The organism is Streptomyces sp. NPDC015125 (assembly GCF_043080045.1).
Taxonomy (GTDB): domain Bacteria; phylum Actinomycetota; class Actinomycetes; order Streptomycetales; family Streptomycetaceae; genus Streptomyces.
In genome coordinates this window covers 280,357-298,795 of the sequence record NZ_JBIBVF010000007.1, presented here as the reverse complement: position 1 = coordinate 298,795, position 18,439 = coordinate 280,357, and the positions used below count along the sequence as shown (strand labels likewise).

The 18,439-nt window shown below is 69.3% G+C and carries 24 protein-coding genes; 18 read left to right on the top strand and 6 right to left on the bottom strand.

Features of this window, described 5'->3' with window-relative positions:
* The first annotated feature begins 32 nt into the window (after window positions 1–32).
* Complete coding sequence (locus tag ACF088_RS18920; protein ID WP_392376916.1) at window positions 33–671, top strand: hypothetical protein; 639 nt, start codon at window positions 33–35, stop codon at window positions 669–671.
* 434 nt (window positions 672–1,105) lie between these two features.
* Here ACF088_RS18920 and ACF088_RS18915 read toward each other — a convergent pair whose 3' ends face one another.
* The 4 genes from ACF088_RS18915 to ACF088_RS18900 all read right to left on the bottom strand — a co-directional run bounded on the left by ACF088_RS18915 (window position 1,106) and on the right by ACF088_RS18900 (window position 4,349).
* Window positions 1,106–1,411 (bottom strand): hypothetical protein, encoded by a 306-nt coding sequence (locus ACF088_RS18915; RefSeq protein WP_392376915.1) that lies wholly within the window; start codon window positions 1,409–1,411, stop codon window positions 1,106–1,108.
* A 196-nt stretch (window positions 1,412–1,607) separates the two neighbouring features.
* Window positions 1,608–1,901 carry a hypothetical protein gene (locus ACF088_RS18910; RefSeq protein WP_392376914.1) on the bottom strand — a complete coding sequence of 98 codons (294 nt, stop codon included), beginning with the start codon at window positions 1,899–1,901 and terminating at the stop codon, window positions 1,608–1,610.
* Window positions 1,902–2,907: 1,006 nt separating this feature from the next.
* Entirely contained in the window at window positions 2,908–3,393 is a 486-nt protein-coding gene (locus tag ACF088_RS18905) for a hypothetical protein (protein WP_392376913.1), read from the bottom strand.
* Window positions 3,394–3,845: 452 nt separating this feature from the next.
* Window positions 3,846–4,349 (bottom strand): GGDEF domain-containing protein, encoded by a 504-nt coding sequence (locus ACF088_RS18900; protein WP_392376912.1) that lies wholly within the window; start codon window positions 4,347–4,349, stop codon window positions 3,846–3,848.
* Window positions 4,350–5,271: 922 nt separating this feature from the next.
* Between ACF088_RS18900 and ACF088_RS18895 the strand changes: the two genes are divergently transcribed.
* From ACF088_RS18895 to ACF088_RS18860, 8 genes are all read left to right on the top strand, one after another.
* A complete protein-coding gene (locus tag ACF088_RS18895) occupies window positions 5,272–5,466 on the top strand; it encodes a hypothetical protein (RefSeq protein ID WP_392376911.1) in 195 nt (64 codons plus the stop codon).
* 486 nt (window positions 5,467–5,952) lie between these two features.
* Window positions 5,953–6,486: a hypothetical protein gene (locus ACF088_RS18890; protein WP_392376910.1), complete on the top strand. Its 534-nt coding sequence runs from the start codon at window positions 5,953–5,955 to the stop codon at window positions 6,484–6,486.
* Window positions 6,487–7,181: 695 nt separating this feature from the next.
* Window positions 7,182–7,862 (top strand): hypothetical protein, encoded by a 681-nt coding sequence (locus ACF088_RS18885; RefSeq protein WP_392376909.1) that lies wholly within the window; start codon window positions 7,182–7,184, stop codon window positions 7,860–7,862.
* 235 nt (window positions 7,863–8,097) lie between these two features.
* Window positions 8,098–8,556 carry a hypothetical protein gene (locus ACF088_RS18880; protein WP_392376908.1) on the top strand — a complete coding sequence of 153 codons (459 nt, stop codon included), beginning with the start codon at window positions 8,098–8,100 and terminating at the stop codon, window positions 8,554–8,556.
* Window positions 8,557–8,602: 46 nt separating this feature from the next.
* Window positions 8,603–8,920, top strand: a complete 318-nt coding sequence (locus ACF088_RS18875; protein WP_392376907.1) for a hypothetical protein — start codon at window positions 8,603–8,605, stop codon at window positions 8,918–8,920.
* A complete protein-coding gene (locus ACF088_RS18870; protein WP_392376906.1) occupies window positions 8,892–9,167 on the top strand; it encodes a hypothetical protein in 276 nt (91 codons plus the stop codon). The genes ACF088_RS18875 and ACF088_RS18870 overlap by 29 nt, the downstream gene beginning before the upstream one ends.
* A gap of 1,343 nt (window positions 9,168–10,510) precedes the next feature.
* The gene (locus ACF088_RS18865; protein ID WP_392376905.1) at window positions 10,511–10,999 is read left to right on the top strand and encodes a hypothetical protein; all 489 of its coding nucleotides are present in this window, start codon (window positions 10,511–10,513) and stop codon (window positions 10,997–10,999) included.
* A 123-nt stretch (window positions 11,000–11,122) separates the two neighbouring features.
* Window positions 11,123–11,305 (top strand): hypothetical protein, encoded by a 183-nt coding sequence (locus ACF088_RS18860; protein WP_392376904.1) that lies wholly within the window; start codon window positions 11,123–11,125, stop codon window positions 11,303–11,305.
* A gap of 270 nt (window positions 11,306–11,575) precedes the next feature.
* Here ACF088_RS18860 and ACF088_RS18855 read toward each other — a convergent pair whose 3' ends face one another.
* Window positions 11,576–11,713: a hypothetical protein gene (locus tag ACF088_RS18855; protein ID WP_392376903.1), complete on the bottom strand. Its 138-nt coding sequence runs from the start codon at window positions 11,711–11,713 to the stop codon at window positions 11,576–11,578.
* A gap of 554 nt (window positions 11,714–12,267) precedes the next feature.
* Here ACF088_RS18855 and ACF088_RS18850 point away from each other — a divergent pair.
* From ACF088_RS18850 to ACF088_RS18810, 9 genes are all read left to right on the top strand, one after another.
* Window positions 12,268–12,861 carry an LPD29 domain-containing protein gene (locus tag ACF088_RS18850; protein WP_392376902.1) on the top strand — a complete coding sequence of 198 codons (594 nt, stop codon included), beginning with the start codon at window positions 12,268–12,270 and terminating at the stop codon, window positions 12,859–12,861.
* Window positions 12,862–12,973: 112 nt separating this feature from the next.
* On the top strand, window positions 12,974–13,171 hold the full coding sequence (locus ACF088_RS18845; RefSeq protein WP_392376901.1) for a hypothetical protein: 198 nt from the start codon (window positions 12,974–12,976) through the stop codon (window positions 13,169–13,171).
* Between the two features lie 95 nt (window positions 13,172–13,266).
* Complete coding sequence (locus tag ACF088_RS18840; protein WP_392376900.1) at window positions 13,267–13,665, top strand: hypothetical protein; 399 nt, start codon at window positions 13,267–13,269, stop codon at window positions 13,663–13,665.
* A gap of 397 nt (window positions 13,666–14,062) precedes the next feature.
* Window positions 14,063–14,383, top strand: coding sequence for a hypothetical protein (locus ACF088_RS18835; protein WP_392376899.1), 321 nt, complete (start codon window positions 14,063–14,065; stop codon window positions 14,381–14,383).
* Window positions 14,384–14,876: 493 nt separating this feature from the next.
* Window positions 14,877–15,149: a hypothetical protein gene (locus tag ACF088_RS18830; RefSeq protein WP_392376898.1), complete on the top strand. Its 273-nt coding sequence runs from the start codon at window positions 14,877–14,879 to the stop codon at window positions 15,147–15,149.
* Between the two features lie 255 nt (window positions 15,150–15,404).
* Window positions 15,405–15,650, top strand: coding sequence for a hypothetical protein (locus ACF088_RS18825; protein WP_392376897.1), 246 nt, complete (start codon window positions 15,405–15,407; stop codon window positions 15,648–15,650).
* A 350-nt stretch (window positions 15,651–16,000) separates the two neighbouring features.
* A complete protein-coding gene (locus tag ACF088_RS18820; RefSeq protein WP_392376896.1) occupies window positions 16,001–16,165 on the top strand; it encodes a hypothetical protein in 165 nt (54 codons plus the stop codon).
* Between the two features lie 78 nt (window positions 16,166–16,243).
* Window positions 16,244–17,113 carry a hypothetical protein gene (locus ACF088_RS18815; RefSeq protein ID WP_392376895.1) on the top strand — a complete coding sequence of 290 codons (870 nt, stop codon included), beginning with the start codon at window positions 16,244–16,246 and terminating at the stop codon, window positions 17,111–17,113.
* Between the two features lie 86 nt (window positions 17,114–17,199).
* Complete coding sequence (locus ACF088_RS18810; protein ID WP_392376894.1) at window positions 17,200–17,364, top strand: hypothetical protein; 165 nt, start codon at window positions 17,200–17,202, stop codon at window positions 17,362–17,364.
* Between the two features lie 454 nt (window positions 17,365–17,818).
* Here the strand turns inward: ACF088_RS18810 and ACF088_RS18805 are convergent, their stop codons facing one another.
* Window positions 17,819–18,364: a hypothetical protein gene (locus tag ACF088_RS18805; RefSeq protein ID WP_392376893.1), complete on the bottom strand. Its 546-nt coding sequence runs from the start codon at window positions 18,362–18,364 to the stop codon at window positions 17,819–17,821.
* Window positions 18,365–18,439 lie beyond the last annotated feature (75 nt).

Below are 18,439 nucleotides of genomic sequence, written 5' to 3'. Positions count from 1 at the left end.
CAGCACCCACCACACGCGCCCCGGAGGGCCTCATGAGTAACACCCCCGTCCTGATCTGCTCTGCCATCGCCACCGCGGTCGCCTATCACCTGGGCGCCTCTGGCATCGTCCCGCGCGCCACAGGCCGCTTACGCTCCCGCACCCGGACAGTCCTCATCCAGTGGCTGGCCAAGCCTGCCTGGCACCCGGCGCGATGGACCGTCGAGGCTGTCGCGCACGTCCGGACAGCCTCAGTCGTCGTATGTGCCTTCGCTCTCCACCCGATCGCCTCGACGCGCCTGATGCGGCAGGTCGTCGCCCTTGCCCCCCGCCACCAGCCAGACGAGCTGAAGAACGCAGTTGCCGAGGCTGCTCGTCTGCATGTTCCCGACCAGCCCGTGACCAGCGTCCGCGTCGCTATCTACCAGCCGCATCGGACGTTTGGCCTGGACAACGTCGCCTTCCGCCACGGCCGCCACCCCGAGGATGTCACCCGCGTCACCCTCGGCGGCAACCCCATCTCCATGAGTGGCCCCACCGACCCGGACATTCGGGAGCAGTTGCACGGCTCCCGGGAACGAGTCGCCGCCGCTCTGGCCACCCTGCCCATCGGTCCGGACATCACTGCCATCTCCGTCCCCGTCGATCGCAAGAGCCGCCGCGGCGGTCACCCCGTACACAAAGCCTCGTGATCCAGGAGTTCGCGTACGGGTCCGGCACCTGAGCGCCAAGAGCGGTGGCTAGCACCCCGTCCACCACAGGCAGTTCGTCCACGCCGCCGACCGACAGCGGTGGCAGACCGTCCGCCTCTGTCGGCCAGGCGAACCCGTCTGACGGGTCGCAGTCGACGGGCCACGGATTCGATCCGGCACCACTTCTCCTGCCACCGGTACGGACGGGCGCGGACCCGGGCGACGGCAGGGCGGGCCGCGGTGCCGGCGGTCCGCGTGGCCGGGCCCGCACACCGCGGTGAGCCAGCTAAAAGCCCGGCCGCCGCAGGCCGGGCAGGCGTATGCGCACCGCGGTGTCGTTGCCGGCTGACGGCCACAGGCCGGGCGCCGTGGCCGCCGTGCCGTCGCCGGTCACGACACGACCCGCCACGGCAGCCGCTAGCCCCCGCGGCCGATCAGTCCTGAATCCGGGCAGGGACGATGCCGCTCTTCACGGCGAAGTCCAGGTCGGCGATCCTCGCCCGGGACCTGTTGCCGTACTGCCGTACCAACGCCAGGTGCTCGGCTGGTTCCTCGGGCGGAACAACGAGCTCCGTCTTGTCATCGCGGGCAGTCCTCCAGTTCGCAAGGAGGTCCGCGGCCCCCAGCCGAGCCAGACCGCATCGAGCTTCGACCAGCAGCGAAACGGCCTCCTCAAACGTCAACTCGCCAGCGTCAACAGCATTGCCGTATTTCTCGACCTCATACATGGTGGTCCCCATACCAACCATCATGCCGAACTCCGGCCGACGCAGACCGAGGTTGCAACGGGTCGCACAGTCCGCGGGCCCGGCAACCGACCGGGCGGCAGGCGCCATGGGTTGCTCCTTGGTTTGTAGGGGCCGGACGCGCTCGCCTGGCCTCCAGGCCGCAGCGCGCCGACCGAGGCTGGGGGCGGGTGGGAGCAGACGGGCGCGGCTACCACCAGACGTGGACGAGGTACTTGCCACTGTCGATGACACCGAGGCACGCGAGGTCGTTCATGACCGAAGCCAGGTGGGGCTCGGGTCCACCCGCGCGCCAGGCTGCAATCTCCTCGGCTTCAAGCGGGTCCAAAGGCTCTGCCCACGCCTCGACTAGGCGATACGAGCCATTGGCCACGCCGAGCGCCCGAATCACGCTGTACTCCATGCCGTAGTGACAGCGGATAAGGCATTCGAGTGCTTCGAGTTCAACCTGGGGGTAGGTGACCGTTTTCAACGGCAAGCTCAAGTGCGGTCCTTTCCATGACAGTGCGCGTCGATCGTGGAATCGGTAGCCCGATGCCTGTGGTTTCAGTCCGCCATGCAGCGTGCTGGAGTACGCACGTCCGAGGCGAAGGAGTACACCTCACACGGAGCAGCGAACCAAGCGAGCACAGACGCGACCAGTATCAGGACGGCAAGAATGCCGGGCAGGGCTTGCTTCATGTGGGCCTCCAAGAGAAGTAACCGGCGAGAACAAGCATTAATTTACTCCTAAATGTGCTCCACGTCAAATCTTAGATGTCGCTCACTGCTCTGGGTGGTGAGCAGTCTCATTGACTGCTCACCAGTGCAACACTTCCAGGCCACGGCCCGACGGCACGCGGGGCGCCACGGAGACCCGCACTGACGCTCGTGGCGCGACTCAGACGCCACTAAGGCGGTACCGCACCGAGCCGCGACCCGCCGGGGCCCGTGCGCCAGTCGCCATCGTGATGCAGCAGATGCGGGTGCTGCGGCGCGACAGCACCTATACCGCGCCCCGGGCACCCGGGGCGGCATGCGCGCCCGCTCCCGGAACTGATACGGCCGGACGAGGCGGGTCGCCGCGAACTCCGCGGGCACCAGCCACGGTTCCACTTCGGCGGGATGCGGCACGTAGCCGGCGCCGTGGTCCGTCGCGATGGGGGCACGGGCCGGCGGCGTGGGCCCCGGCCGACGAGCGCGCCCCGCGCCTTGACCGGGGCCGGCCCATACCGCGTGACCTTCTTCGGGCTGGCGCGTTGCCAGGTGACACGTGCGCTGATGGCCGGCCCACGCCGGGCGCCGTGCGGCGGCCCCGATTCCTGCCAGGCGTCCGGGCCGCCACCAACCCTGCCCGGCAGGCTGTTGACGGGTGATCCCCACGTGCGGCGGTCCGCTGCGGGAAAGGCCGCGGAAACGACGAAGGGCAGTCGTAACGCCCCCTGTAGCACCACACGGCCTCTGGAGGACTTGGGAAATCGCGGAAGCTGGCGCGGATCTCCCGCAAGTTGCTACCCGGTCAGGCCCCGCACACGCTGCGCGCAGGACCCCAGTGCAGCCACCGCGAGATGAAGAAGATCCTCCGGCAGCTCCGCGTCGAGCCGCTCGGCGGACAGTCGATAGCTGACAAGCAACGTGGCCAGCACCGCTGCATCGCGAGCAGCAGCAAGGACCGGGTCATCCGGATCCGCCTCCTCACCAACGACTCGTGTCAACGAATGCTCCAGGCGCTCAGCCTTGAACTGGTGGATCAGCAGCGGCGAAATCTGCTCAGGGAGCAACTCCTCCAGCACCTGGTCCGCCACCGCCTCCGCACGCGTGGCGACCTCATCGTCCATGACGTCGATCTCCACACCAAGCACAAGCGCCTCGGCCGCACCCACCAGAGCGTTAGCCATCTCCAGCTCGGTTAAGGCAGGAGAGCGTTCGGGGTCTTCGAAGAAGTCGATGCCGAGCCGGGACAACGCCCCCTCCAACCGTTCGGCCCGCTCGTTCACAACGGCTCACCCCATCTCGGACGTCATTGGGAACCAGCATCGCGGCACCCCTCAAGCGGCGAGCTGAACCACGCGGCGTGTTCACTCGGTAGGACCGGGGCAGCAGGGGACCCTCTACGATCCGGACGTGGCCCCCGCAGGCCCGCCCCGCTGTGCACGGCGGGGCTCCGGCCGGGCCAGGGCGGCGAGAACCCGGAGGACGACGGCGGTCCAAGCGACCGGATCGGCCAGCCAGGTGCTACAGCACGAGGGCGTAGCCGTCGGCGCCCGCGTCCTCGGCGGCGGCCACGAGCGAGCCGGCCGCCACACTCCCCCTGACAGCAGGGCCAGGCGACCCTCGGGGCGAACTGGGCGGCTGATGCCGCCCCGTGCCACAGGCCATTTACGACTTTGGAGGGCCTGACCGCAGCGAGATCGCCACGGTCAGGCCCTAGGAGTCGGAACAGAGCGGATCAGGAGGCGTCGGCTGCGGCGGTGCCCTCCGAGGCCACGGGACGGCGCCCGCTCCGGCCGTGACCCTTGACCTGGTACATCGCGGCGTCGGCGGCTCCCATGGCGGCCTCACGTGTCGGAGAGTCAAGGTCAGCGACCTGCGCCGCGCCGATAGAGGCTCCGACACTGAGCCGTCCACCGCGATAGTCGACGGGCTCACGCAGGAGCGCCCCCAGGTCAGCCAGCGCAGCGGCAAGGCGCGGCCCGTCGCGGACGACCACGACGAACTCGTCTCCGCCGAGCCGTCCGGCGATCCCATTTTCGCCGCACCAGGATGCCAGCCGTTGACCGGTGGCCGCGATGACAGCGTCTCCGGCCGCGTGGCCACAGGTGTCGTTGACCATCTTGAAACCGTCGAGGTCGATGATCAGGACGGCCGCGCGGTCGTGCCGCCGGATGATGCGGTCGGCTGCCCGGTTCCAGCCGTCTCGGGTGAGAAGCCCTGTGAGCGGATCCCTCCGCATACAGTGCAGGCGCTTATAGAGGAGGTGCACATGGAGCACCCACCCCCCTGCCAAAACAGGGGCAAGAAACTGCGAGATCGAATCTGTGATGAGGTGCCTCCGTCTCTTCTCACGACAGGAAGGTGTGTGCCTCGGGGACACGCCGACCGAGGCTGGGGGCCGGTGGAGGCCGGGGCCCGGAGACGCGGGTAGAACTGTTCGGTGACGCGACGCGCCAGACCGTGCCAGGCCAACTCAGGCCGGATGGGAGAGGTCCAGGCACAGGCGGTGGCCCCTTGGCCATCGGCCGGGGACCGGATCAGATGGGGCCCGCGAAGGGCTTGCTCGTCACCGTCACGCTGCCACGTCCTCGCCAGGCGGGGCCGAGATCAAACTGCTCTGCGACGCTTAAGATATTATATTGCGCAGACCCGATACGCAACCAGGTGCCACCCCTGACAGTGCCCGGCTGGATCTGCTACGGCTACAGACCTCCAAGGCGGCAGGGGGTGGGACAGAGAAAAAGGGGGGTGGAGCCAAGGTGAGGTGCGGCGTTCACGAGGCGGGCGATCAGGCATCGCGAGGCGGCGGGGCGCAGCCGAGTAGGCAGGGCCTAGATGCGTGCGATGCCCGCCGGTCGGCCACCCGCGCCACCGCGTCTGATCTCACCCGGTACACGAAGGCGCCACTCGTCGGCATGACGGCCCGCCGTGTCACTCCGAACCGGCCGCCACCAGGCGGGGCGAGGTATCGAGAGAGATCAACAGCGGCGAGGCGCTTCGACCTCGCGCCAGGCCCCCGACTCCGATGTCGCCACACGTCGAGGCTCGTTTACGGCCGCCGATGTTGACACTGTTGCAATGGTTGGCTAAATTACTTATCGAGCGGTGCGGGGAGGCAAGCCCCACACCACCACGAAGCACACCCCAGCAAGGAGCAACCCATGCGCCACATCGACACCGACATCCTCGAAGCCATACTCTCGGCCGCCCCTCAGTGCGAACTCGACTACGCCGCCTGCGAGCGCACCGCAACCGAGCGGGGCCAGCACCCCACCGGCGAAGCCCTCGGTGAAACCGACTGGCCCGAGATCTGGTACTGCCTCCCCTGCGCATGGCAGGCCGCACGCGACTCCTGAACCACCACAACCCACAGCCACTACCAGCCCCAGGAGGCATGACGACCCGCTGCTCCCTTCGCTCCGGCGAAGCCACCCCTGGCAGAGTGACCCACAAGTGTCGCGCGTGGCACCGGCGAGATGTCCTCCCCGCCCGGGTGACCGGGTACCGTCATGGGCTTCACCCCGACGGCCACCTCAGCGCCGCACGGGAAGCTCGGTGATCGCAGGCACGGCGCCCCTCGGCGTTCCGGTGCGGACGGGTGCAACCCAAGGCGCAACGCTCCCACTTGCTGTGGCTCAACGACGTTTTCGCAGGTAAGGAGTGAAACGGCACAGCCTGTTGCGTGCGCGTTGCACTCCGGGCTGGCAGTGGTGCGCCACTGGGCCGGGCGATGTGTCGACTGGAGCTCGAAGCACCCTGTTGCGGCTGCGCCCGCACCGACCCGCGCGCGGGACGCCGCCCCGTGAGGCCGACCCAGCGCACTTTCAGCAAGGAGATATCGCATGAACTTCCTCGCCCTCACCAAGGCTGAGTCGAACGCCGCCGTCCAGGCGATGAACGACCTCGGCATGATGCACGTCGTTCACGGCGCGCCGGAGCAGCCCCAGCCGATCCCGGGTCGTAAACACGACTGCGTCCAGGCTGTGCTGGGACTGTCGACGGTGAACCTGGACAGCGATCTGCGCGCCCACACCGACGCCTGCAATCGCTACATTTCCTGGCACCCGGCACAGCCATCCGGCATTAGTGCCCACAAGTTGGCCAGCGCCGGCTGGATCGTGACGAGTGCCGAAGCAGCGGCGGCACTGGCGGCACTGGACCGCACCACCCTCCAGATCGTGCGCACCACGGTGAGCAACCGTTACGCCGGCTGCGCGGTGGACGCCGAATCCTGGGAGGACTGGACGAAGATGCTACGCGGTAGCGCCGAATCCGGTTACCCCATCTTCATAGGCGGGCCAGACCACAAAGGGCAGTGGCTCATCGCTGAGCTTCTCCTCGACGCGGCGTGGCGCACCTCGCAGCGCCGGAGTTGATTCTCTGCCGACGATTGCATCCGCTCCGTTGATCGCTTTCTTGCTGGCGGCGCACCTCGTCGATCCCGTCGATCCTGCCGCGGCGGGGTATCCGGGGCGCCACTCGCCAGTCCCACGTGCCCGTCCAGCGCTCACAGTGCCGGTCTCGCGCGCAGGGATGAGCGCAGCGTGATCCGCCGCGAACCTGCCAATAACCATGCCAGTTGGGACGTGAAGTTCCACGAGTCCGCTGCTACCGCGCTCGCCCGGCCGCTTTCCGCGGCCGCTCCTCGGCGCGCCAGCCTGGCCGGCGCGCCAACGGGTTCTCAGGTCAGCGCGGGGACACCACGGCGGTCGCGTCCGGCGCACGCACGCGACGAGGTCCGGGGGCGGGCTGGCGCCAAGCGCACGGTCGCCACCTGGTTGATGACAGAAGCGAGTTGCCGCCGATTGGGCCACGGCTGCTCCTCGTAGGACAGGTAGACGACGAGATCACCCCGGGTCGGGCGCAACTAGCCGTCCGGGCCGTCCATTGGCGAACCTGGCCAGCGCACCGCTCAAGGGGCACCAGCCGAAGGGCCAAGATTTGACATGACTCAATTCCGTGACTAAATTACCTATTGATGGCGAGGGAAGGCACCTCACGGCACGTCGATTGACGCCACCCGCCAACACCGACCGCCAAGACACCCGCCTTGCATCCAGGAGGAAGCCCCATGGTCATCGACTGGTACCGCCACAAGACCTTCCAGTGCCCGCAGTGCAACCACGACACGGTCGCCAACCCCTCCAGCTGGGAGGTATATACCTGCTGCAACTGCGGCACCGGCTTCGCGCGCTTCCCCCGCCTGCAGCGCTTCCTGCGCCACGTTGGCATCACCTGCGAGTTCTGTACCGAACGGCACCCGGTCCCCGTCGACGGCAAGCCGTTCGGGTTCCTGCGCCTACGCCACAACGGCGTCGGGACGTACGCGCAGCCCCAGGTCGAGGCGTGGCTGCACGACACCAACGAGGTCCCCGACCACCGCGACGCCGTCCGCTACATCAACACCCGCTCCAGCCGCGCCGAGGCGATGGCCGACCTCGCCCACAGGCGCAGCTTCCTCGGCCACGCCGAGGATGACCTCAGCCCCGTGCTCGCCGTCGTCGCCGACGAAGAGTTCGACACCTACGGGCCGGACCTCACCGAGGAGCAGCAGGACGGATTCCGCGACGGCACGCTGGCGGCCTACGGCGTCGGCATCCTGCGCCCCTACCTCGCCCCGCACCGTCGGCGCGGCCAGTTCTACGCCGAAACCGACAGCTTCACTTGGAGCCTGACCGCACCCTCCGGACTCGAAGGCATCTACACCCAGCAGGCCCCTGGGGTCCTGGCCCCCCACGCCCCGCAACTCTGACACCGCCCGGCCCCACCCCGCGCCGCCCGGCGGCCGACAAGCCCGCACCGGAGGCGGGGCGCAGCGCGCCCCGCCTCCAGGCGCGACACGACAAGGAGCCCCGCTCATAGCCCACTTCCTCCTCAGCCCGACGCACGTCCTCGCCCTGGTCAAGGGCACCGCCGAGGGCGACCCGGTCAAGCACACCACCGCGCTGGGCCTGGGCACTCACCTCGGCGACGCTGTGACCTGCGGCTTGCTCACGATCGGCAGCGACGAGTACGACCTGCATCTGACCGACACCGGGCGCGGCCTCTATCAGGCGCACCTCACCGGCCTTCCCGACGGCCGGGCCAACCACTGGGGCGACGCCGTCCCCCGGGCCGCCGTCGACCAACTCCACCAGCTCCACCTCCAGGCCACCGGACAAATCGTCGACGTCGAAGCCGAACTCACCGGGCCCGGCCACGGCGCCATCACCGTCCACCAGGGCACCCGCCACATCCGGCCGCCCCGAGCCACCCTGGGCCGCACCCGCAACACCGCGGGCCGCGTCACCGGCTGGTACGTCGACGACACCCGCACCCCGGACAGCACCAGCGAGCCCCGCGCCACCGGACGCACCAAGGACGATGCCATCCGCCGCTACCTGAGCACCATCGGTGTCCAGCCCAACGCCATCCTCTATGCCCGCATCCGCTACACCCGCAGCTGAACGCTGTCGGCCCTGCCCCAGCACACCGACGAATGGAGATGCTCTGATGCATGCCAACACCTGCGTGGAGGTCGACTGCCGCGCCCTCGAAGTCCACGGCCTCGCCAGCCTGCGGGACGTGCGCCTCGACGGCGTAATCCACCTGTCCCGGCCCACCCTCCAGATGGCCGCCGGACACTGGCAGGTAGGAGCCTGGCAGTACGAGCACGACCGGCCCTCCGGCTCCCGGATTCTGGAACCGATCACCGATGCCGAGGCCGTCGCGTACGCGGCGCGCGCGCGGCCACACCGTGCACACCGCGCGCGTCGCCCCGAACTGGACCGAGCCCCGTCCGATGCATCTCGTCGGCTTCCGCCTCGGTGACCTGCGCAACCGGCTCAACGCCCTCTGCGACATGCCGGACGACGCACTCGTGGTGATCTCCCCGGCCGACCACCCGCACGACTCCCGCTGGTCACCGGCCGCGCAATACGTCAGCACGGGCCTGTACGCGCCGGACACCACCGGCGGCGGCAACTACGGCCACATCTACGACACCGACCCGGACGATGAGGAAGACCGCGCGCCTCAGGGTGCGGTGCCCGCCGTCGTGCTCTACCCCAGCAACTGAATCCGGCAACGCGGCGGGCGGGCGTTGTAGGCCGCCCGCAGTACGCCACTGCCCGTCGCAGGAGCAGCAGCTCGCGAACGCCAGCAGTAGCTCGAGAGGGCACAAGCCAAGGGCAGCAGAGGGTGCTTGGGCTTGGAAGCAGCACGACTCTCGCGTCTCCGGGCAGCGTGGGCGCTCCACAGTGCAGCGACATGAGCAGCAGCGCGCCTGCATGACCTGGCCGCACCGAAGCAGCAGCGCCACAGGCAGCGACTTTGCACCATGCCCGATGACAGCACTTTGTCGGCCCCCGCAGAATGCACCGCGCGCCTCGACTCGTGGCGCAAGCGATCCGGAGTGAGCCGCGGCGACGCGCGCCCGGATAGCGGCCGCCACGTCGACTCGTGCCGTGCAGAGACCAGGTGCGGGGCGGGATGTCGGTCCACGTACGTGGCTATGTCTCCCTGGGGCGAAATGCTGTCCGGGCAGACAGAGCCCATGTTCCGCAGGTCGCGTACTGCAACACTCTCCGGCGGCAGTCCTCGGCTGGTGTTTGCACAGGTCAGCCCCGCAACGCCGCTCGGTGTTGCGCTTCCGCTTGCAAAGCCAACGCCCCGCGTTGCACCCTCAATTTCAGCCTCGGTCAGGAGTGCCCGGAGCGAGCAGTCGCGGGAAGCTGGCGGGTCCTGCCCGCCGTCGCGTGCCCCGACCGCTCCGAGAGACTCAGTGCTGGGGCTCCGTTAGATCATCCATTCGCCGCGGTGGTTCGAGGCGTGACGGTGCGTTTCGGAGGCCATCGTCGTCGGCTGGCTATCGAGCGGGGACACCGTGTGCGATGGGGAGCAGCACGTCAGCGCGGCAGCACAGTGCGACAGCCGGCGGCACGGCGCTGCCGAAGGTAACAGCCGCACTCAGCAGCACGTATAGCGCTCACGAGAAGCAGCGGATCGCAGGGTTCAAAGCAGCAGGAGCATCCCCCATCTCCGCCAGGAGGGCAGCAGGGAGCCGGTAGCCCTTGCTGCAAGTGGAAGGTAGCCGGCGGCGCAGCGCGGCCAACGCCCCAGTCTGCCACCGGCCGCGCGCCGGCCGCCGCCCGGCTGTCGACGCTGTCGAGGACGTCGTGGAGATGTTGCGCGCCATGCCGCTGGCTGACCGCTACCTCCACGAGATTCAGGTCTGCGGCACCGGCTGGGGAGCCAGGCCCGCTGGGTACGACGCCTGGCCGAATCCGGCACAGCAGAGGAATCCGGCAGCGTCGCCCCAAGCCCGCAGCGACCATCCTCCGAGCCCTCACAACTTGACGCCTTCTCGCATTATAGCTAAATTACCTATTCTTGGCCGAGGGCCCCGCGACTACCGCACTCGTGACCACACAAACCGGAGGACTGTTGATCACCACACTCACCGACGCCGCCATCACACGCGGCACCCGCGGCGTCCCCCACCGCATCCTCCTCGCCGACGACCAGTCGATCATCGTGGTCGCCGGACCCGAGACCACCTGCACCCCCACCCCGGCACCGGAGCGCATCTACCGCTGGAACCGCGACAGTTTCTTCGACGTACCCGCCGACTACCCCGGCCCCTACACCGCCCTGTGCGTCGGCATCGACTTCGGCCCCGACTTCCTCGACGGCCCCCGCCACGCCCCCGCCGACTGGCCGGCACCCGAACCCAGCGCCACCGCCGACCTCCGCTGGGAACTGCGCGAGGCGCACTACGAAGACGACGACGTCCGCTGGTACCCCCATGTCCCCGCCGAGATACTGCACGCCTACGTACTCGGCCACGGCGGCGAACATCACCACCAGCCCGACACCTACGACGACGCCTACGCCACGAGCCCCTGGTAGCACCACAAACGGGCAACGGGCCCGGCGCACCGCGGCCCCGATGCCTCCCCAGCAGGTGGGCCGCGTCGTGCTCCGCAATGACCGGTCCCGCAACTGCGGCACCGCGCAGAGAGGACACCGACCATGAGCACGAAGTGGCCCGAGCGAGTACGACTCCCGGGTGGCCGACACACCCACGCCGCCGGGTACGCGTCCGGATTCGCCGACCGCGTCACCCCATGCAACAAGATCGCCGAGGGCGGCGAGTTCCTGGACGACGACAACCCCGTCACCTGCCCCGCCTGCCAGCGCACCACCGGAAAGTGACGACCCCGGCAGAATCGCTACAAGCGCGGCGAGCTCGATTAGACAGGGCTGGGGCAATGAGTGAAGGCGCTGGCCGTGTCGCCAGCGTCGAGGAGGGGGCGTGCCGGGTCGTTCGCGACTCGGACCCCAGTCTCGAGCACGGGTAGGACGGCCGGCCCCAGCCCAGCGGCATTCGCGAGTGCCACATCAATTGGGCTTCCGCGGGCAGCGTCAGCCGGACCGCGCAGCAGCAGCGGCCCGGCTGACGCTGCTCCGCCAGGAGGTGGATGCTCAGCGTGCGGCGCGGATGCGCTCAAGCTCCAGGGCCTCTGCGAGAAGTTGGCTCGCAGTGGGCCGCATATGCCGGTCCTCACAGTTGGCCGCCCAGGTCTGGTGGGTCCAGCGCGTCTTACGGTCGTCCGGATGCATCCCCGCATCCTCCAGCAGATTGTCCCTTTCGATGGCGGCGGCGAGCGAGGCCAGCTAGCCGGCGGAGCCACGCCGGACGCGCACGTACACGACGGCGAGAAAGCGCTCCGCCGGTCCGCGCACTTCGCCAGGCCGACCAGAGCGGGAGCCCGCCCATGCACGCCGCGCCGACGGCCTGATCACGTGAACCCCGCAGGCGGGCGGGTGCCATGACCCCGACGGAGCACTTGCTCCTTCCGCCCCGACAGGTAGCCCGGCAACATGCGCGGTCTCCCTCGCGCCACACCATCTGCCCCCTGCCGCCCCGACGTAGCCCAGCGCCGGGGCGGCACACGTGTACGCGACGCCGAGTCGGCCCCGAACCGACTGCAACTCGTCGCCCGGACCCACCCGGTGACCAACGTCCGGTGTGCGCCCCACCCGCCCGGAGTGTGGTGCGCACCGCAGACGAAGCCTTGACATGTTGACCATGGTTGACTAAATTACCTATCAAGCGGCACGGGGAGGCAAGCCCCGTCGGCCGCCGCCACGAACGTCACCAGGAGGGCCCCGTCATGAGCAGCACGGACACAGTCTTCAGCGCCAGCGACCTGCACACCCCCGACTACCGCGTACTGCGCCTGACCCCCGGAGCCCGCGTCACTTACCACGGCAGCGTCCACGCCAATCACGGCGAATGGACCGTCCATCCCTGCAGCTGTCGCTGGTGCACCCGCGACGTCCGGCGCGGAATTCCCGCTACCCGCTACGAGCTGCGCACCCTCGAAGGTCGGGCCACCGGGCCCTACCACGTGCGCCACACCTCCGTCACGCCGGTCATCGGCGATGAGGAGCCCAACCAGGCCGACATGCGGGTCTCCACCAAAGCCACCGCCTCCTATCTGCGCCGCCAACTGCTCGCCATCTTCCCCGGCGTGAAGTTCTCCGTACGCTGCGGCCGCGACCGCAAGCGGGGCCACATCACCGTGACCTGGGGCGGCGGCCCGTCCAAGACCGCCGTACGCACCATCACCGCCCCGCTGCTCGCCCACTACGGCACTCCCGAGCGTGTCCGGCCGCGCGCGATCACCGTCACCGCTGGCGGTCGCACCTACAGCGGCACGCCGAACGCGGCCGCCATCCACCTGTGCCGCTCCCCTCACGCCTGACCTGACCAGGGCGGGGCCCGCGCCCCGCCCCGAACCACAGCCCACTCGCCGCCGGGTCACCCGGCTCCGGCCCGGCCCGGCGGCGCCCACCAACCCGTACAGGGAGAGTGCAATGGCACGGATGATGACTCGCGAGGGCAAGCGCCGCGACTACTGCTGTCACGGACACAACCCCAAGGAACTCGACCACGGCACCGAACGCGCCCGCGAGAACAGGGAATGGCGTCGGGGGGTCGAGCAGGACATCGCCGCAGACCGCACCGAGCCGACCGCGTCCGGACAGAACACGCATGAAAGCCTTGCGATTTGACATGATCGCACTCAATGGCTAATTTACCTTACACTGGTTGAGGGGAGGCAAGCCCCACACCATCACGAAGCACACGCCCCGACGAGGAGAAGCCCATGACCGCGACCCAGCAGCCCCACCTCGCCAAGGCCCGTACGCGCGTCTTCCTGGGGCGCGTGGTCCGAACACTCACCGCGCCGCTCGCGGCCCGCGTAAGCCGACACCGCCATGAAGCGGAGCTCACGGCCCGGTTCGACCAGCAACTCCACACCGCCGCCGACGCAGCCATCTCCCTCGCTCGGCGCGCCCTCTACGACGTCACCTGGCGCGGGCTGATTCCCCAGGAGCGCCTGTCCGCACGCGGGGAAGTCACCGTGGAGGACGTCACCGACGCGATGCATCTGCTCTACGGAATCGTCGCTATCCCGCCGGAGAAGACCGCGGCCGCGCTGCGGGCCGCGTTCGAGGCACGCGAGGGGCATGTGGACCTGACCACCGACGCGTACGACCGCTGACCGACCGCACCCCCGAGTGATCGCCGGCGCCTCCGAATTATCCCAACGCCGGAAACCGGTCTGCCCTTTCAGGCGACGGTGTGCATCCACGGCGAAGCCAGCGAGGTGGCCACGCAGCAGGCGGCTGCGTGGCCACCTCGCCCGTACCGGGGCATCGGCCGCGGCCCCTCTCGGCCCACCCGGGCCCAGCGGTTGGGGGTGCCTACCGTCCCCACGGCGGCTCCGGCGCCGGCTCCGGAACCTCCCGGCACACGCCAGGCGAATTCCCGGTTCGTCCTCCCCCAGCACTGAGACCAACGATGCTGGCCTAGAACACCCCGCAGACGTCACCGGATGAAGCCACCGGCTCGACCACCGGAACAACTGCTACAGCATGACGACGCCCGAGGAGACCAACATGCCCGACCCCGCCGCCGCGAACGAGGCTCTCGACGCCGTACCTGCCAAGGGCCGAACCGCGCTCGCCGACCTGCTCAACGCCGGCGCGGACAAGGTTCACGACGCGGTCCGGGCCAAGAACCCCGCCGCGCTCGCCGACTTGCTCACCAAAGATGTCGCCCTCGCCCTGGTCGAGGTGCTCAACGCCAGGGCCTACCTCGCTCGCACAGGGGACACCGCCTTCAACCCCGAAGCCGCCACCGATTACGAGGCCCTGCGCCTGGCCGAAGGACTCCTCGCCGCCCCCCGTAAGCGGGGTTCCGTCCACCGCGACCAGTGACGCCGCAGACAGCCCGGCTACCTCGCGGCCGGGCTGTCGCACGGCACCGCCTGTGGTCGCGGAGTCCTGACCCTTCCGGTGGGCGGGCCGCCTCCGCGGTTGCTCGAACCCGGCGCGACCACATATCTCCGCATCCCGGCGGGGTATCGGAGCGTCTTCGGACGCACGCCTGGGCCTGCGAGGCGCCTCGCGTCAGCGATTGGAAGGGTGCGGCCATAGCCCGTCGCAATACCGACTGGTGACCTCACGCTGCACTCCCCGCTTCCCGCCCTCATCCCGGGCGTCCGGGCTCAAGCCTCTCGGGATCCGTGTCCCCTGCCCCACGGCGCACCCTGCCCCTGGCCTACGCGCCAGGGCCCGTCCACGGGGTCACCGGCCCGAACCAGGTTTGACACTAGCGGCCCATTTCGACTAAACTACCTGTCAGGTGGTGTCGGGGAAGCAAGCCCCGCACCGCCACCACGAAGCGAGGCGCCCACCCGAGGAGAAGCCCATGGATCAGCGAGCCGAGCAGCGCCAGTCCGAGATCCGCGCGCTCATCGACAGCGACACGCTCACCCTGGAGCAGGCCAGGGCCACCCTGCACGCCCTCCTGGGCGTGACCGCCTCGGCACAGGCCGGACCGAACGTCACCTCGTACGGCTTCGGCATGGACCTTCCCCGCGAGATCGTCGACGTCCAGTACGAGGCGCGGGAGGCGGTCGGAAACGAGCTCGACGATGCCCTGGCCCGTGGCCTGCGGGCCGCATCCGCGCAGCGCCCCTGATCCACCACGGGGCGCCAGCCGCCCCGGCACCCGCGCCTGACGCACGGCCCGCCTCTCGGCTTGGACCACGCGGCGTGAGGCCAGCCCAGATTCAACCCCGAACCTCGAAGGGATTTCCCATGAGCGCCGAGAGCCGAAGAACTCGCCCGTATCCTCCTCGATGGCGACCCGGCAGGCCGGGCGCTGTTCGCCGACGCCCTCGCGCTCGCCTACGATGACCAGCCTCTGCGTGCGCTGCGGTACGAGCATGCGGCCTTGCACGTGGAGCACGCCGAGATGGTGCTGAAGCAGCTCGCCGCCCGCGCTGGTGAGCTGGACGAGCACAAGGCCATCTGCGCGGACTGCGGGAACCAGGCCACGTTCCCTGGCGGCCGGGTCGAGGGGTCCCGGGCTGCTCGCTCCGCAGGCTGGCACGACCACGAGGAGTTGCTCAACGACTGCGGCGTCACCTGCCCCGCGTGCACGGCGAAGTGGCCGGGCCTGCACGGCTTCGCGTCGTAGTGCACCGCCTCAAAGGCCCGCTCTCCTGACAGCAGGCCCCGCGATCCGCCACCACCTCCCTCAGCAACACTGGGCCGCGGCGCGCCACCCGCTCGGCCCCGCCCTGGCCATCTGACACCACCAGCCCCGGAGGAGAGAAACCTCTGCTACGGCCCCGGCCCCACCGGCCGGTTCCGCCGCCGCCCGAGGCTGGACGCCATCTGCGGCGGGCCGCAAGGCCCGACGGCCGTGCCCAAAGAAGCCCACCGCACCGGGCAGCATTGACACGCCTCCGGCATTTTTGAATAAATTACCCATGCGCGGAAGGTCCTACCCGGACCTGACGGCCTTGACCTAAGGAACCTCGCCCCATGCCCACCACCCCGAGCGCATGCCGGCACTGCGGCATCGGCAAGCACGAACACATGCAGAGGTGGTCCACCGCCGCCGGCTGGCACCGGTGGACCCCGCCCACCCAGGAACAGACCAAACAGCGCATGACTGAGGGCCGCCGCACCCGCACCGCGCACACCTAACCCGCCCGATGTCAGAGCGTGGCGGAGGGGCGAGGCGATCGCCCACCGCCTGCTCACCCCCGACCAGGAGACCCACCCGTGAAGTCCCTCACCGACATCCGCGCAGCCTTCGCCTCCCTGCCCGAGGACATCGACACCGACCAGATCGCCGAGGCCACCGGACGCCAACCCTCCTCGGTCCTGCGCAACTGGGCCCAGGACCCGACCTTCCCGTCTGGCGCCCGCGGCCCGGGCGGCACACGCCTACGGAAGACGAAGGCGGTGCTGGCCTGGCTTGAGAAGCAGCCGTTCGCGCAGAGGGAGAACCCTCCGGGCCCGCGCAACCTCGCCGAACGCGCCCGTGCGCTGCCTCCACTCGCTCTGCGTCTGACCGTCAGCGAGATGGCCGAAGTCCTCGGTGTCGTCAGGCAGGCGGTCAACTACTACGCCGCCAACTACCGCCCCGGCACCGCCGACCGTCCCTTCCCGGCCGCCGACGACAAGCGGAGGCGCAGCTGGCCGGAGGTACGCGCCTGGCTTTTGGACCAGGACCCCCAGACCGTCGAGCAGACCCCCTTGGCTGAGTGGCTCGCCACCCAGCTCAAGATCCGCTCAAAGGCCGCCGAAGCCATCTTGGCCGACCCCCATGCAGCCGAAACAGGCGACCTCACCAAGCGATTCGCCACCCAGCTCGGTATCAGCACACCAACCGCCGAAGCCCTCCTTAAGGCCAACGTCCCCGCCCTCGCACCTGCCCCCGCCCGCAAACGGCGCCAGCCGACGCCCGGCCGCATGCTCATGGCGCCCCTCGCCCGTGCTGTGGGCATCGGCCGGGGCTCGCTGTACAACTACGCCAGCAACCACACCCCCGACAGCGACGACCCCTTCCCGGCCGCTGACGACAACGGCGCACGCGACATCGAGGAAGTACGCGCCTGGCTCACCCGCCACGGGAAAAACCCCACATAGAACAACCACACCAACGACCACAGCACTGCACCGACCAACCGGAGTCGGGAAGCCGCCGCTACGCCCCGCCCCCAAGGAGTCCGTCCATGCCCGAGCCCTTCCGCACACTCGTCACCATCGGCATCGTCCTCACCGGCCTGGGCCTGATACTCCGCGTCTACGGCGAATCCGCGCATCGCCCCGTTACCCTCTACGGAATGGCCATGACCATTGGCTCCTTGGGAATCTGTATGGTCACCCTCGTGAGCTGACCACAGCCACCGATGCTGACAGCAACAGCCCAGAACAACGCGGCACACGCCCCGTAGCCCCAGCAAGACCTCGCCCGGGCTGTGGCACTTCGTGGCGGGGCCAGGCGATCTTGCACACCGCCCCTTCCGGGTGGAGGACCTCGGTCCTGTCGTCTGGCCCCAACCCCTCCCCCGCAGCCCGCAGCCCGCAGCCCGCAGCCCGCAGCCCGCACAACACGCTACCCCCGCACCGTCGGCGGACAGCCGGGTCGGGTCAGCCCCACGAGCTTCCCTGGCCGGGGACACAACGACGGCCATGGCCTCATCAAAGAGGAGGCGCCAACCAGGCCGGCCCGCCCGCCCATCGGCGGGCACCCAAGGACCAGCACCTGGTGGCGGACGAGGCCGTGCTCGTCGGCCATTGCCAGGCATGCGACACGGACAGCAGCCAGCGGGAAGCGTGGGCTCCGCCCCGTCAGTCGTTGAGCTGCGATTCGTCCCACTCTTGGCAGACGCGGAGACCGAATCCGCGCAGGACTTCGACGGTCTCGGGGTGGGTGGCGATCTCCGGAATGCGGAGTGCGTAGCGCAAGGTGGGGTCACCACCGAACGTTTGGTGGAAGCGGGCGGAGTGGTCGAAGTCGATGGTGGCGAGGTCGGGGTGACGGAGGTGGACTTCGGCGGCGGTGAGGGGGCGAGCGTGGGCAGGCGTGATTTCCCAGGCGGTGCCGACGTCGTCGTTGATTTCCTTGCCGTGTTCAGGATGGGTTGTGGTGATCCATGTGTTGGGGGTGCTGCGGGTGAGGGCCATAACGATGTGGTGGACGGTGGTGCGGACGGCGTCGGGGTGGAAGCAGTAGGTGTAGCGGTCGGGGTCGAATTCGGCGGTTGCGCTGGTTGTTCCGGTGGTGGTGCGGACGGCCACAGTGATGCGGTCGGGGCTGAGGCTGCGGTGCTCTTCGAAGGCGTTGACGAAGAGGGCAGCGGCCTTCTGTGCGGCTGTGGATTCGGGTGTGGTCATGGACATAGACGGCTCCGGATGGGGCGCGGGCGTGGTGGAGCTCGCGCGGAGTGGTGGCTGCGGGGATGTCGGGTG

What these genes read in the sequence shown, in the direction of transcription:
- ACF088_RS18875 (WP_392376907.1), top strand. Translation starts at nt 8,603, where the DNA reads ATGCATGCCAACACCTGCGTGGAGGTCGACTGCCGCGCCCTCGAAGTC.
- ACF088_RS18850 (WP_392376902.1), top strand. Translation starts at nt 12,268, where the DNA reads ATGAGCAGCACGGACACAGTCTTCAGCGCCAGCGACCTGCACACCCCC.
- ACF088_RS18830 (WP_392376898.1), top strand. Translation starts at nt 14,877, where the DNA reads ATGGATCAGCGAGCCGAGCAGCGCCAGTCCGAGATCCGCGCGCTCATC.
- ACF088_RS18895 (WP_392376911.1), top strand. Translation starts at nt 5,272, where the DNA reads ATGCGCCACATCGACACCGACATCCTCGAAGCCATACTCTCGGCCGCC.
- ACF088_RS18890 (WP_392376910.1), top strand. Translation starts at nt 5,953, where the DNA reads ATGAACTTCCTCGCCCTCACCAAGGCTGAGTCGAACGCCGCCGTCCAG.
- ACF088_RS18855 (WP_392376903.1), bottom strand. Translation starts at nt 11,713, where the DNA reads ATGCATCCGGACGACCGTAAGACGCGCTGGACCCACCAGACCTGGGCG.
- ACF088_RS18810 (WP_392376894.1), top strand. Translation starts at nt 17,200, where the DNA reads ATGCCCGAGCCCTTCCGCACACTCGTCACCATCGGCATCGTCCTCACC.
- ACF088_RS18920 (WP_392376916.1), top strand. Translation starts at nt 33, where the DNA reads ATGAGTAACACCCCCGTCCTGATCTGCTCTGCCATCGCCACCGCGGTC.
- ACF088_RS18845 (WP_392376901.1), top strand. Translation starts at nt 12,974, where the DNA reads ATGGCACGGATGATGACTCGCGAGGGCAAGCGCCGCGACTACTGCTGT.
- ACF088_RS18820 (WP_392376896.1), top strand. Translation starts at nt 16,001, where the DNA reads ATGCCCACCACCCCGAGCGCATGCCGGCACTGCGGCATCGGCAAGCAC.
- ACF088_RS18885 (WP_392376909.1), top strand. Translation starts at nt 7,182, where the DNA reads ATGGTCATCGACTGGTACCGCCACAAGACCTTCCAGTGCCCGCAGTGC.
- ACF088_RS18840 (WP_392376900.1), top strand. Translation starts at nt 13,267, where the DNA reads ATGACCGCGACCCAGCAGCCCCACCTCGCCAAGGCCCGTACGCGCGTC.
- ACF088_RS18860 (WP_392376904.1), top strand. Translation starts at nt 11,123, where the DNA reads ATGAGCACGAAGTGGCCCGAGCGAGTACGACTCCCGGGTGGCCGACAC.
- ACF088_RS18870 (WP_392376906.1), top strand. Translation starts at nt 8,892, where the DNA reads ATGCATCTCGTCGGCTTCCGCCTCGGTGACCTGCGCAACCGGCTCAAC.
- ACF088_RS18900 (WP_392376912.1), bottom strand. Translation starts at nt 4,349, where the DNA reads ATGCGGAGGGATCCGCTCACAGGGCTTCTCACCCGAGACGGCTGGAAC.
- ACF088_RS18805 (WP_392376893.1), bottom strand. Translation starts at nt 18,364, where the DNA reads ATGACCACACCCGAATCCACAGCCGCACAGAAGGCCGCTGCCCTCTTC.
- ACF088_RS18835 (WP_392376899.1), top strand. Translation starts at nt 14,063, where the DNA reads ATGCCCGACCCCGCCGCCGCGAACGAGGCTCTCGACGCCGTACCTGCC.
- ACF088_RS18915 (WP_392376915.1), bottom strand. Translation starts at nt 1,411, where the DNA reads ATGGGGACCACCATGTATGAGGTCGAGAAATACGGCAATGCTGTTGAC.